The sequence below is a fragment of the Campylobacter concisus genome (genome assembly GCF_902460875.1).
Lineage (GTDB): Bacteria > Campylobacterota > Campylobacteria > Campylobacterales > Campylobacteraceae > Campylobacter_A > Campylobacter_A concisus_AA.
This window is the reverse complement of sequence record NZ_CABPVR010000009.1, coordinates 1-13,723: the sequence shown is the minus strand read 5'-3', so window position 1 is coordinate 13,723 and position 13,723 is coordinate 1. Positions and strand designations below refer to the sequence as shown.

Here is a 13,723-nt window from a genome sequence, read left to right as displayed (position 1 = left end):
TAGCTTAAAAGCTACTATAAATTTTTCTTCAAAAGTCGTTTTATCTAGGCTAAAAGCCAAAGCTTAAAAAAATAAAGTAGTAATTAATATTTAAAATATTAAATATCTATATAATTTCATTAATACATTTTTTTATAAGGAGAATGGTTATGGCAACCAGAAAAGAACACGATTTTATAGGTGAGTTGGAAATCTCTAACGATTTTTATTATGGTGTCCAAACATTTAGGGCTACTGAGAACTTCCACATGAGTGGTAGAACATTAAAAGAGTATCCATACTTTGTAAAAGCATTTGCACAAATCAAAAAAGCAGCTGCACTTGCAAATAAAGAAGTTGGCGTTTTAGATCCTAAGATCGCTGATACGCTAGCAAAAGCCGCTGATAGAGTAATAGCTGGTGAGTTTTTAGATCAATTTGTGGTTGATATGGTCCAAGGTGGTGCTGGAACAAGTACAAACATGAATGCAAACGAGGTTATTACAAACATCGCGCTTGAGAGCATGGGTCATAAAAAAGGTGAGTATCAATACATCCATCCAAACGATCATACAAACCTTGGACAAAGCACAAATGACACTTACCCAAGCTCAATAAAAGTAGCAACTTACGCAAAACTTACTGATTTGCTTGCTGCGATGAATCTACTAAAAGATGAACTTGATAAAAAAGCAAAAGATTTTAAAGATATCATTAAAATGGGTAGAACTGAGCTTGAGGACGCAGTTCCTACAACACTTGGCAATACATTTAACGCATTTGCAAGCTACATTAAAAGCGATATCGAAAAGATCACAGCTGCACGCGAGTCAATGACATATCTAAATATGGGTGCAACTGCGATTGGTACAGGTATTAACTGCCACCCTGATTATAAAAATGTAGTTGTTAAAAAGTTAAAAGATATCACTGGTGTTGATTTCAAAAAGGCTGATGATTTCATCGCAGCTACACAAGATACAGCAGACTTCGTTCACGTAAGTGGTGCGTTAAAAACTGCAGCTGTTAGACTTTCAAAAATCGCAAACGACCTTCGTTTGATGAACTCAGGTCCAAGATGCGGTCTTGGCGAGATAAATTTACCGCAAATGCAACCAGGCAGCTCAATCATGCCAGGCAAAGTAAACCCAGTTATCGCAGAGGTCGTAGGCGAGGCATGCTACGAGGTAATCGGCAACGACGTAACTATCATGCTTTGCTCAGAAAGAGGCGAATTTGAGCTAAATGCGTTTGAGCCGGGCATCGCTTATGCGTTATTTAACTCTATATTTATCCTTGAAAATGCGATGAAAACACTAGCTGAAAAAGCTGTAAGAAAACTAACAGCAAATCCTGAAGCTTGCTTAAAATCAGTTCTAGGCTCAGTTGGTATCGTAACAGCATTTAACCCATACATTGGCTACGAAAAATCTGCAAGTATCGCTAAAGAAGCCCTTCAAACAGGTAAAGCAGTTGGTGATATCTGCCTAGAGAGAGGCTATCTAAGCAAAGAAGAGATCGATAAAATTTTAGAGCCAAAAAATATGCTAAATCCAAGTATGGTTAGGTAAAAATTTAAGCAAAGTATTATTAAAAGCGTGTCAAAATTCTGGCACGCTTAAGTAAAAATTTTAGTTATAAAATTTAATAGAGGAGTTTTCAATGGATATTTCATTGATATTACAGTTGATCGTGCTCTTTGGTGCGATATTCTTGGGTGTTAGACTAGGCGGTATGGCTATTGGTTATGCTGGTGGTATTGGCGTCGTAGTTTTAACTTTAGGACTTGGATTAAAAGCAGGTAGTATACCTTGGGATGTTATTTTAATCATCATGTCCGTTATAGCTGCTATTACAGCGATGCAAGTAGCTGGTGGTCTTGATTATTTGGTACAAATAGCTGAAGGGATACTAAGAAAACATCCAAAATACATAAATTTCTTAGCCCCAGTTGTCACTTACTTGCTAACTGTATTTGCCGGTACTGGACACACAGCATTTTCTATGATTCCAGTTATTACCGAAGTTGCAAAGACACAAAACATTAAGCCTAGTGCACCTCTTAGTATAGCTGTTGTTGCTAGTCAGATAGCCATTACTGCAAGCCCAGTTTCAGCAGCGGTTGTATTTATGGCTGGTGAGCATGCTTTGGGCGGACTTGGCATTAGCTATCCATTACTATTAGCTATCTGGATACCTACAACTTTTATTGGTTGTATGCTAACAGCTCTTGTTATAAATATATTTTATAATCTTGATCTAAGTAGCGATAAAGAGTATCAAAGAAGACTTAAAGAAGGGCTAATCAAAGATGTTAAAATTGAAGAGAAAAAAGAGCTTCCAAAAGGAGCTAAACTTTCTGTTTTAATATTCTTAGTTGGCGTTATCTCTGTCGTTTTATATGCTACTGCTATTAGTAAAAATGTAGGCTGGATAAAACCAAGCTATGTAACAGGCTATGAAAAGATTTATGAGACCAAAAGTCCAGATAAATTTAATGAACTAGTCGCAAAAGATATAAAAGTCAAAACTGACTCAACTACTAATGTAAAATATGTAGAAGATCCAGATAAGCCTACAAAGACGTTGGTATTAACTAGAGATAACGCTATTATGAGCTTTATGCTAGTTATCGCTACTTTAATCACACTAACTTGTGGTGTCAAAGTCGATAAGCTATTTAATACAGCTACATTTAAAAGTGGTATGACTGCGTGCGTCTGCGTGTTAGGTGTAGCGTGGCTTGGAGATACTTTCGTGGTAAATCATACCGATGCGATCAAAAATTTTGCCGGCGATTTTGTTAAAGACTATCCATTTATGCTAGCTGTTGCGCTATTTTTTGCTAGTATGCTTCTTTATTCTCAAGCTGCTACCGCAAAGGCACTTATTCCTACAGTTATAGCCGCACTTGGTTTAACTGCTGCAAATAACGGTGACGCATATATTTTAGTTGCATCATTTGCTGCAGTTTCAGCATTGTTTGTATTGCCAACATATCCGACACTTCTTGGAGCCGTTCAAATGGATGATACTGGAACAACTAGGATAGGTAAATATATATTTAACCACTCCTTTTTTATTCCAGGCGTTCTAGCTATTGCTTTTTCTGTTGCACTTGGATTTTTGATAGCTCCGATACTTTTATAAGTATTTTAAATCAAACTTAAGCCGAGATCTTTCTCGGCTTTTTAAATCTCTTTAAAATTTTTAATTTCTATTCAAAATCCTTAATCATAATTTTATATTCAAAATTTTTATAAGATCGCGTTAAAAATTATATTAATTAAATTTATCTTTTTTATAATTTTACTTATTTTGATATTAGAATACCTATTTTTTAAAACTAAAAATCTAAATATAAATATTAAGTAAAATTTAATTTTATTTTCAACTTTAAATACTAGAATAACTAAAGGCAAATATCTTTAAAGGGAGAAAGATGAGCTTAAATAGACGAGAATTTTTAAAATTCGGTGCTGGAGTTAGTATGGTTGCATCGTCCTTACCGGGTGGTGCTTTAGAAAATGCTGCAAAGCAAGATGAGAAGTACGTCCGTAGCTTTTGCGAGATGTGCTCTTCAAGGTGTCCTATCGAAGCAAAAGTCGTTGATGGCAAAGTTCACTTCTTAAGTGGCAATCCAAAAGCTGGTGGCACGGCAACCTCTCTTTGTGCAAGAGGTGGCTCAGGTCTTAGTCAGCTCTATGATGAAAATAGGATCAAAAAGCCGTTAATTAGAGCTGGTGAGAGAGGTGAGAATAAATGGCGCGAGGTTAGCTGGGACGAGGCACTTGACTATGTCGCTTCAAAGATGCTTGATATCAAGCAAAAGTATGGCCCTGAAAGCTTTGTATTTACCTGTAAAAGCTCACAAACGCACAAGCTGATGGTAAATTTTGCCTCAGCTTACGGCTCGCCAAACTGCTTTTCACACTTTTCATGCTGCCCGATAACCTACCAAATGGTCTGCGAGTAGATGTATGGTATCGCTAAGCTAAAAAGAGACTTTGCAAATGCAAAATATGTTGTAAATTTTGGTCACAACCTCTTTGAGGGTATCGTCATAGCTGATACAAAAAAGCTTGCTAAATTTGCAGCCAGCAAAGATACAAAGTTGCTCGTGCTTGAACCAAGATTTAGCGTTGTAGCTTCAAAGGCTGATGAGTGGCTACCAGTTAAACCTGGCACCGATCTCGCCTTTGTTCTAGCACTTATCAACACTTGGATACAAAATGGCACTTACGATAAAGAATTTATTGAGAAATTTACAACTGGCTTTGATGAGATCGTAAAGAGCGTCGAGGGTAAAACGCCTGAGTGGCAAGAGAGCATCACTGGCATAAAAGTAAGTGATGTCAGACGCATCGCTGATGAAATTTACAAAGCTGCTCCAAGAGTTATCATAGACTTTGGTCACAAGACAACTACCACAAGAGCTGAATATATGAGGACAAAAGCCATCATGGTGGCAAATGCGATGATGGGCAACTGGGAGGTCAAAGGCGGCCTTTTTGGTGGCAAAAATGCAAAGACCTTTAACAAACTAGTTGGCGAGGATAAATTCCCAGTCCTTAAAAACCCAGATGATAAATTTAAAGTGCCAAAAGTCACTAGACTAGACTTTGCTGGCGAGGCTGGAGCGCATAAATTTGTAAGCAGAAAACACGGCGTTTTGATGGATATAGATAACGCTATCTTAAACGAGAAACCATACGCCATAAAAGGTTGGTTTAACATCCGCTTTAATCACCTAATAAACGTTGCTGAGACGATGAAGAGTATAGAGGCGATGAAGAAGCTTGATTTTATCGTGGTAAGTGATGTTTATCTAAACGATATGGCGACATTTGCTGATGTTATCTTGCCTGAGAGTAGCTACCTTGAGCGCGACGAGGGCATAGAGGATAAGTCAGGTCTAAAGCCAGCTTATATGATAAGAAATAAAGTTATTGATCCAGTTGGCGACACTAAGGACGGGGCATTTATCTTTAGAGAGCTAGCACGCCGCATGAAGATAGATGAGCTTTACACTTGGAACGACATACGTGAGTTTAGGATGCAGCAAGCTGGTGGAGATGTAAATTTACTTGCTGCGCTGGAAAAAGATGGCTTTATCACGTGGGATGAGCCGGGAATTTTATTTAGAGAAAAAGGCATGATCGATAAATTTGTCGCTAAATATCCAGTCGCTGCTAAATTTGTAGGTGAAAATGGTCTAATGGATGATATGGCTAAGCTTAAAACAAAAAGCGGCAAGATAGATCTATTTTTGCCTGATGTCGAGGCACAGTTTGCAGGATATGGCGCGCTAAACGATAAAGATATGGACACATTTGACGGACATGATCTTTGTCTAACTTGCGGCAAAACACCTATTCATACCAATGGCCACACTCAGGCGGTGCCGTCGCTTCATGATCTTATGAGTGATAGCCCTATCTGGATAAATCCAAAAACAGCTAAACGTAAAAATTTACGTAATGGCGATATGGTCGTGGTGAAAAATAAATTTGGCGAGCAAAAGGGCAAGCTCATGGTGACCGAGGGCATTAGGGAAGATACACTCTTTATCTATCACGGCTTTGGGCACATCACTCCAGCTCTTAAGAGTATAGATCACGTGGGACTAAATACAAGCGTGCTTCTTAATCCAGCCGAAGGGCCAGTGGCTGCGACTATGGTTACAAATGTTGGCGTTAGCATAAGTAAAGCGTAAGGATAGAAAATGAAAAAATATATGATGATACATGATGAAAATTTATGCATCGGCTGTCAAGGCTGTTCGGTAGCTTGCAGAAGTGCAAACAACGTGCCGAGGGGGCTTTACCGCTTGCAGGTGCATGCGAAGATGAGTGGGACTTTTCCAAATTTAAAGACCGACTTTTTACGTCAAAGTTGCGTTATGTGCGAAGATGCACCTTGTGTTGAGGTTTGTCCAACTGGTGCTAGCTTTAAAACGGCTGATGGCGTGACGCTACTTGATCACAGAATTTGCGTTAGTTGCAAGTACTGCATCCTAGCCTGTCCATACGACGCTCGCTACGTCTTGCCAGATGGCGAGATAGGCAAATGCACGTTTTGCTATGAGAGCAGGCTAGAAGAGGGTAAAGACCCGGCATGCGTTAGCGTCTGCCCTACAAATGCCCTAACTTTTGGCGACGTAAATGATGAGAACTCTAAAATTTCAAAGAAATTAAAAGAGAGCAAATACTACTTACCAAAAGCGGAGTTAAACACAAAACCTTCACTTGCGATGATCGCAAATACAAAAGGAGCACATCATGAATAACATGTCAGGAAGCCTAGCTCAGTACACAGAAATTTACTGGGGTTGGCCGATAGCCGTTTATCTATTTTTAGCAGGACTTAGTGCAGGTGCTGGCATCGTTGCTGTGCTTATCTCAAATAAATTTGGCAAGGATAACTGCTACTTTAAAGCGGCCGCTCTTATCGCTCCAGTGGCGATCATCTTTGGTCTTGCGCTTTTGGTAGTTGATCTTGGTAAGCCGCTAAGCTTTTATTGGATCTTATTACTTTATAACTTCGATTCAGTTATGTCAATAGGTGTTGCACTGCTTCTAGTTTATACGCCTCTTAGCGTTATATACGCGCTTGGCGCATTTAAAAACGAGATTGCATTGCTTAAAATTTCTCTTTTTGACGTGGTTGCAAATTTAGCTAGCAAGCTTTCAAGCCTACTTGAAATTTTACTTTTTATCCTAGGCATTGGCGTTGGTGCATATACGGGCTTTTTGCTAAGTGCAGCTCACAAGATCGCACTTTGGAATACATCAGTTTTGCCAGTATTATTTTTAGTATCAGGCTTGAGCTGTGCCGGTGCATTTACACTGCTTCTAGGCGTGCTAAAAGATAAGGCAAAAAGACAAAACGATATTGCACACTATTTATTAAAATTTGATTTTTTTGCGATTATTGCCGAGTTTTTGCTCATAGTCGCTCTATTTATGGTTGTAAAAGGTGCAAGCACAAGTGGTGCGGAGAGCGTAGCAAACGCACTTAGCGTAAATTCTCTTGGGCTAATGTTTTATATTGGCGTCATTGGTTTTGGTATGGCTTTGCCTATCATTTTAGACTTAAGCGTTTTAAAGGTGCATGATTTTAAACGCGAATTTGCCGTGATTAACGCATTATTCGTAATATGTGGTGTCTTTTTGCTAAGGTGTTACATTGTCTATGCGGGGCAAATTTTTATTTAATACTTAAAAAATAATTTTAATTTTGAATTTACCTATTAAATATTACAATAGGGCTAAATCTTAATAAGACTTATTTTTTAGGAGAGAGATTTGAAAATTTTGCTTTTAGAAGATGATTTAGGGTTTCAAGAGAGCGTCTGTGAGTTTTTGCAGACGCTTGGTTATGAAGTTACAGCGGTGAGCGATGGCCAAGAAGCGTGTGATCTGATAGAGAAAAATTTCTATCATCTTTTTATACTTGATATAAAAGTCCCTGGCGTAAATGGACATGAAGTTATCAAGTACATAAGGAGCTTAAATCCAAACGCTCCTATCATGATAACAACATCTTTAGTTAATATAGGCGATATGGCGATTGGCTACGAGCTTGGCTGTAACGAATACCTAAAAAAGCCATTTGAGCTTGCTGAGCTTAAATTTAGAGTAACTGAGCTTATGAGAAAATACTATGGAACTGACGATAAAAACATAGTAAAGATCAATGACGAGTTTAGCTTTAATCTAAACAAGCGTGCGCTATTTAAAAACGGCAAAATGGTCGATCTTAGTGCAAAAGAAGTCGCACTTGTTGAGTGTCTAGTTTCACATCTAAATTCTTACGTCAGCATGGAAGAGCTAAGAGATCTTGTCTGGAATGATAAAGAGATAGAAGGCGCTGATATCAGAATGCACGTTTTAAAGATAAGAAACAAAACAACTAGTGACTTTATCACTTCAAAGAGGCGTATAGGCTACAAGATAGATGCACAAGAGCTTTAAGATCCAGATCATAGCGACATTTGTCATAATGTCGCTTTTTTGTTTTCAAAGCTTTGTGATCTTAAATTTAAGCCAAAAAAACAGCACCTCAAAAGCACTTTTTGGTGCGATGAAGCATGAAACCATTATCAAAAATTCGTTTTTAAAAAATGAAAATATAACTCCTTCTTTAAAGTATAAATTTGCGATCTATGATGTAAATTTTAATCCTATTATTTCAAATCTTACCAAGCAGCCAAGCAACTTTAAGTTTGTAACACTTGAAGAAAATGGCTACTTGTTTTACAAAAGTTTTTTTATAAAGGATAAAACGCCTTATTATATTGTCGTTGAAAAAGAGCTTGATAATGAAAAAAGTATATTTCTAGCGGCACTTATGCTCCTTGTTATCCTTATGGCAGTGCTTTTTATCGTCTATTTTTTATATCTAAGCAGCGTTAAGCCTTATAAAGAGTTTCAAAAGTATATGAACAACTTCTTTAACGATGCCATGCACGAGCTAAAGACCCCACTTGGCGTAGCTGGCATGAACCTTGAGATGCTTGGACTTGAAAACAAGTATATAACTCGCATCAAAAACGCTCTAAAACAGATGCAAATAACCTACGAAGATGTTGAGTATTTTATAAAGCGTGGCTACATAAAATTTCCACTTGAGCGCCTAAATTTGGGCGAATATATAATAGAGCGAGTGAAATTTCTCTCAAGTGTAGCTGAAGTTAAGCACATCGTTGTAAAGATAAATTTAGAAGGCGATGCATTTACTATGCTAAGCAAGGTCGAAGCTCAGCGCATCATCGACAACACCATAACAAACGCCATAAAATACAGCCAAAAAGAGAGCGAGATAATAGTAAATTTAGAGCTTGAAGCAGACCGCATAAATCTTAGCGTGCAGGACTTTGGCAAGGGGATAAAGGACGTCAAAAAGGTCTGGAAAAGATACGTCAGAGAGGATGAAATCCAAGGTGGCTTTGGACTTGGGCTAAATATCGTCAGTGAAATTTGTCAAAAACATGGCATTACATACGGCGTTGATAGCGTCTACGGCGAGGGCAGCACCTTTTATTATAAATTTAAACGAGCTTAAATTAAGCATAAAAGCGTAAAATGAAGCCTTAAATTTAGAAGGAAAAACTTTGGATAGAATCGTTGAAATCGAAAAAGTAAGCTTTGAAAATGACTTTGAAGTCTCGCTTAGACCGACAAAATTTGAAGACTACATCGGACAAGAAAAGATCAAGCAAAATTTAGACGTCTTTATAAAAGCAGCCAAAAAGCGAAATGAGTGCCTAGATCACGTGCTATTTTACGGCCCTCCAGGACTTGGTAAGACGACCCTTGCTCACATCATCGCAAATGAAATGGGCGTAAGCATCAAAATGACCGCAGCGCCTATGATAGAAAAGAGTGGTGATCTTGCGGCGATCCTTACAAATTTACAAGAGGGCGACGTGCTTTTTATCGATGAGATACACCGCTTAAGCCCAGCTATCGAGGAGGTGCTTTACCCTGCGATGGAGGACTTTAGGCTTGATATTATAATTGGCTCAGGGCCAGCTGCTCAAACTATCAAGATAGACTTGCCAAAATTTACACTTATCGGTGCAACGACACGTGCTGGTATGATCTCAGCGCCACTTAGAGACCGCTTTGGGATGGACTTTAGGCTGCAGTTTTATACAAGTAGTGAGCTAAGCCGTATCGTGCAGATAGCCTCAGCCAAGCTTGGTAAAGAGTGCGACAAAAACGCCTCTTTAGAGATCGCCAAACGCTCACGCGCAACGCCTAGGATCGCTCTTAGGCTACTAAAGCGTATCCGCGACTTTGCCGAGGTAAATGACGAGCAAATCATCAGCCATGAGCGTGCAAAAGAGGGACTTAATGCGCTTGGTGTAAATTCTCTTGGATTTGACGAGATGGATATTAGGTATTTAGAAATTTTGATGCAAGCAAGGCGCCGTCCTATGGGGCTGAGCACGATCGCTGCGGCACTTAGTGAGGACGAGGGCACGGTTGAGGACGTCATCGAGCCATATCTGCTTGCAAATGGCTTTATCGAGCGCACCGCAAAGGGCAGGATCGCTAGTGCGAAGTGTTTTGAGACCTTTAACGTCAAGATTGACATCGAAAAAGGGCTTTTTGAGTAGAGAAATTTAAATTTGGAGCAAAAATGGGCGAGCCACATCTTTGTCCTAAGTGCGAGCAAAGGACGATTTACTTTGATGGGATATGCTACGAATGCAGGCAAAAAGAGAAACTGGAGTTTTATCAAGGCTTAAGCGAGGCTGAGATTAAGCAAAAGCTAAAAAATGTCCTAGCTCACACAGACGAGATAGGCAAATATGATGAAATTTATAGCGATCTTGTTTATATTTTCTACCTGCACGGAATTTGCGACGAGCAGATAATAAGAGAAGTGACCAAGCAGGGCGAGTACCACCCATTTGAAATTTATAAAAACGCCACAAGCGACATAAGAGATGAGCTCATAAATAGTCTAAATAGCGCTGAAAATATCGTAAAAATAAATCACATCCTTTGCGCACTTGCCTGGCAGGGCGATGAGGTGGTGAGGGAACTATTTTTTAAGCTTTATAAGGCGCCAAAGCCTTGGAAGGCAAAGCTTCACGTCGATACTGACGCATACGCTCAGGTCGCTGGCTGGAGCTTTGACGAGAGTGGCAAGAGAAGAAACCTAGTTTTTGATAAGTGTTTTACATGTGGGCCAAGCCAAAACGTAGATGCAGGCATTAAATTTAAAGCACTAAGTGATGAAAAATGTAAATTTTGTAGCGGTGAGATGCTGGAATTTATCATTAAAAAAGAGAGCCTAAAACGAATTGGTCTAGAGCTTAAAAATGACACTGTGCTTAAATTTTGTCCAACATGCGTTGGCCTTGTGCAGTATTTTTGCCAAAATGACGGCAATAGCGTGCAAACTGAGGTAGTAGGTGAGGGTGAGAGTGAGGACTATGTAAGAGATGCTGTGGCAACGCTTGATGGGCAAAAATTTGAGCTAGCCAGCGAGGTTTGCGCTCACTACTCATATATGATAGATAGCGAAATTTTGCTTGGCGGATATCCGCAGTGGGAGCAAGATGCGGAGTACTTGCACTGCCCAAAATGCGGTAAAAGCATGAGATATCTAGCACAAATTTCCCTTGGTGGTTTGATAGATGGCGAGGGCATTATATATTTGCAAATTTGTGATGAGTGCGAGGTCGTCGGAGCAAATTTTCAATGCACATAGCTCCAAAAATAGGTGATATCTTCGCTGTAAAACTAAAAAGAAATGAGCTTTATTTTGTTGCTCAAATTTTAAATAACGGTGACATGCTAAAATGCCCAAAGCCTAGCCACGCTTGCTATCTTTGCAAGCTTGATGGCAAAGAGCTTGAGCAAATTTGTGAAGCAAATGAGCAGCTTTGATAAATTTGCTATAATAATCCCATTTTAAGGGAGCAAGATGAATAACAGACTATTTTTTGGAATTTTTGCATTTTGTGCGTTAGCTTTGGTGGTCTATCTTTTTAAACCATATTTGCTTGATATTTTTATCGCTGCACTGCTTGCTGTCGCGGTTTCAAATGTCCAAATCGCATTTTTATCGCTCACTAAAAACCGCAAGACGCTTTCATCGGCGCTTACCACGTCGGTGCTTCTTTGCTTATTTATCGCCCCACTTCTTTATGCGGTAGTTGAGATCGCAAAATACGCGGCTGGCTTTGATATAAACAATGTCACAAAGACTATCGAATTTATCAAAAATTATGATTTTAGGATGCCTGAGTCGATAAATTTTTTAGAGCCAAAGATAAAAGAATTTATCGGCGGACTTGATATTAAAATGCTTTTTTCTCAACTTGCGACAAATCTTGCAAGTCTAGGTAAGTTAAGCCTTAAATTTGGTGTTGATATGATCATTATCTTGGTCTTTTTCTTCTTTTGCAATCTTTATGGCAATGAACTAATCAGCTATCTAAAATATGCGCTTCCGCTAAAGCAAGATGATACAGAGTCTATTTTAAGCGAAGTTGGTAACGTGATGAGCGTCGTTTTTTATTCAACCATTGCAAATATGATAATCCAAGGCTTTTTATTTGCTATTATCACAAGCTTTTACGGCTATGACGGCGTGTTAACTGGCATCTTTTTTAGCTTTGCTTCACTCATCCCAGTCGTTGGTGGTATTTTGGCATGGGGGCCTATTAGCATTTATGAGTTTGCAAATGGCAACACAGCAGCAGCGATAACTATCGCAATTTATACGATCGTAGTGATCTCATTTGCAGCTGATACGCTTTTAAAACCACTTGTTATTAAATTTATAAACTCGAAGCTGGTTAAAATACCAACAAAAATAAATGAACTTCTTATATTTTTTGCGATGCTTGCAGGTATCACGACATTTGGGTTTTGGGGCGTGATCCTTGGACCAGCGATCGTGACATTTTTTATCTCGACTATCAAGCTTTATACGCTTTTAAGAGAGAGAAATTTCGTATAAAAATAGGGACAAATATGATCTATGAAGATAAATTTATAAAAATCGAGCGTGAAGACAATGAACTTCCATGGATAAAAATTTTTACCATTAAGCCATTTCGTGAGCTAAGCGATTGCGATGAAGCGAGTAGGACAAGGCTATTTGAAGCGATGCTTATAAGCGAAAAGGCGATGCTTGAGTTTTATAAACCAACTAAGATAAATATCGCTAGTTTTGGTAACTATGTGCCACACGTGCATATTCATGTTATTGCTAGATTTAGTGGCGATGCATTTTTTCCAGATAGTGTTTGGGCTAATCCAAAAAGAAAAAGTGAGCTTGTGTTGCCAGAATTTGATAAATTTGCAAAATTTTTAGAAGAAAAGTTAAGGGCTAGTTTTGAATAAATATAAAAAATATTTTAATTTCTATATCGTTTTTATCTTTATCATAGTACTTGGAGGGCTTTTTTACTTTCTTTACAGCTCTTATATGGCTGAAAAGATGCAAAATAATATGCGAGTCTTTTTTGATTACCAGGTAAAACAGCTTAATAAAAGTATAGATGATGAGAAATTTTCATCAATGGCGATCTCGATCTTGCTTGCTCAAAATGAATCCATACAAATGTGCTTGCTAGGACAAAGTCGCGATGAATGTATAAAAAATATCGAAAATTTAACCAAAACCCTTGGCGCAGCATCGATGTATAACAACATTAAGCTTCATATTTATGATAAAGATCTAAAAAGCTATGTAAGGAGTTGGGATCTAAACAGATATGGCGATATGATCGCTAGTAGTAGGTTTTTAGTGCAAGAGTCAAGGCATCAAAACAAGCCCATGGTCGGCATCGAGGCGTGGTATGCTGGAACGCATATAAGGGCTGTCTCAAACGTAATACGTGATGGTAAAATTATTGGCAACATCGAGGTTTTGTTAAATTTTGACTCACTTGGAAATTATTTTAAAAAGCAAGGAATTGATCTATTTGTTCTTTTGGCAAAAGATAAGATGCCTTCACGTAAAAGCATTCCAAGTGATCAAATTTTAAATGATTATTACATCGAAAATTTAAGCAGTGCAAATTTAAATATAGTAGGTTTTTTGCGTGATATTAATTTCAAAGAATATGAATTTTACGTTTATAAAACACACTACTTTTGCGTGGTGCCACTAATAGACGCTAGCAACACGCAGATAGGTTACTACGTGCTTCATGTAAATACCAATGAAAAAGAGCGAAATATTTCACAAAATTATTTCGAGTCAGAAGAGC

General features: G+C 38.4%; 12 protein-coding genes and 1 pseudogene. All 13 read left to right on the top strand.

Annotation, left to right across the window (positions count from 1 at the left end; translation table 11 throughout):
- The first annotated feature begins 149 nt into the window (after nucleotides 1-149).
- The gene (locus F3H01_RS06510; protein WP_149725231.1) at nucleotides 150-1,550 is read left to right on the top strand and encodes an aspartate ammonia-lyase; all 1,401 of its coding nucleotides are present in this window, start codon (nucleotides 150-152) and stop codon (nucleotides 1,548-1,550) included.
- A 91-nt stretch (nucleotides 1,551-1,641) separates the two neighbouring features.
- A complete protein-coding gene (locus F3H01_RS06505; protein ID WP_087586338.1) occupies nucleotides 1,642-3,129 on the top strand; it encodes an anaerobic C4-dicarboxylate transporter in 1,488 nt (495 codons plus the stop codon).
- 292 nt (nucleotides 3,130-3,421) lie between these two features.
- Nucleotides 3,422-5,695 (top strand): annotated as a pseudogene (gene phsA, locus F3H01_RS06500) (thiosulfate reductase PhsA).
- 9 nt (nucleotides 5,696-5,704) lie between these two features.
- Nucleotides 5,705-6,268: a 4Fe-4S dicluster domain-containing protein gene (locus tag F3H01_RS06495; protein WP_009294242.1), complete on the top strand. Its 564-nt coding sequence runs from the start codon at nucleotides 5,705-5,707 to the stop codon at nucleotides 6,266-6,268.
- A complete protein-coding gene (nrfD, locus tag F3H01_RS06490) occupies nucleotides 6,261-7,196 on the top strand; it encodes an NrfD/PsrC family molybdoenzyme membrane anchor subunit (protein WP_149725230.1) in 936 nt (311 codons plus the stop codon). Before F3H01_RS06495 ends, nrfD begins: the two co-directional genes overlap by 8 nt.
- 90 nt (nucleotides 7,197-7,286) lie before the next feature.
- A complete protein-coding gene (locus F3H01_RS06485) occupies nucleotides 7,287-7,955 on the top strand; it encodes a response regulator transcription factor (protein WP_149725229.1) in 669 nt (222 codons plus the stop codon).
- Complete coding sequence (locus F3H01_RS06480; protein WP_149725228.1) at nucleotides 7,939-9,045, top strand: sensor histidine kinase; 1,107 nt, start codon at nucleotides 7,939-7,941, stop codon at nucleotides 9,043-9,045. The genes F3H01_RS06485 and F3H01_RS06480 overlap by 17 nt, the downstream gene beginning before the upstream one ends.
- A 49-nt stretch (nucleotides 9,046-9,094) precedes the next feature.
- Nucleotides 9,095-10,105 (top strand): Holliday junction branch migration DNA helicase RuvB, encoded by a 1,011-nt coding sequence (ruvB, locus tag F3H01_RS06475; RefSeq protein ID WP_021090089.1) that lies wholly within the window; start codon nucleotides 9,095-9,097, stop codon nucleotides 10,103-10,105.
- 23 nt (nucleotides 10,106-10,128) lie between these two features.
- Nucleotides 10,129-11,208, top strand: coding sequence for a cytochrome C (locus F3H01_RS06470; protein ID WP_149725227.1), 1,080 nt, complete (start codon nucleotides 10,129-10,131; stop codon nucleotides 11,206-11,208).
- Entirely contained in the window at nucleotides 11,199-11,387 is a 189-nt protein-coding gene (locus F3H01_RS06465; protein ID WP_149725226.1) for a hypothetical protein, read from the top strand. The genes F3H01_RS06470 and F3H01_RS06465 overlap by 10 nt, the downstream gene beginning before the upstream one ends.
- A 37-nt stretch (nucleotides 11,388-11,424) precedes the next feature.
- On the top strand, nucleotides 11,425-12,465 hold the full coding sequence (locus tag F3H01_RS06460) for an AI-2E family transporter (protein WP_103649195.1): 1,041 nt from the start codon (nucleotides 11,425-11,427) through the stop codon (nucleotides 12,463-12,465).
- A gap of 14 nt (nucleotides 12,466-12,479) precedes the next feature.
- Nucleotides 12,480-12,851, top strand: a complete 372-nt coding sequence (locus F3H01_RS06455; RefSeq protein WP_103649196.1) for an HIT family protein — start codon at nucleotides 12,480-12,482, stop codon at nucleotides 12,849-12,851.
- Nucleotides 12,844-13,723: cache domain-containing protein (locus F3H01_RS06450; protein ID WP_149725225.1), on the top strand; the 880-nt coding region annotated here is incomplete at its 3' end. The genes F3H01_RS06455 and F3H01_RS06450, both read left to right, overlap by 8 nt.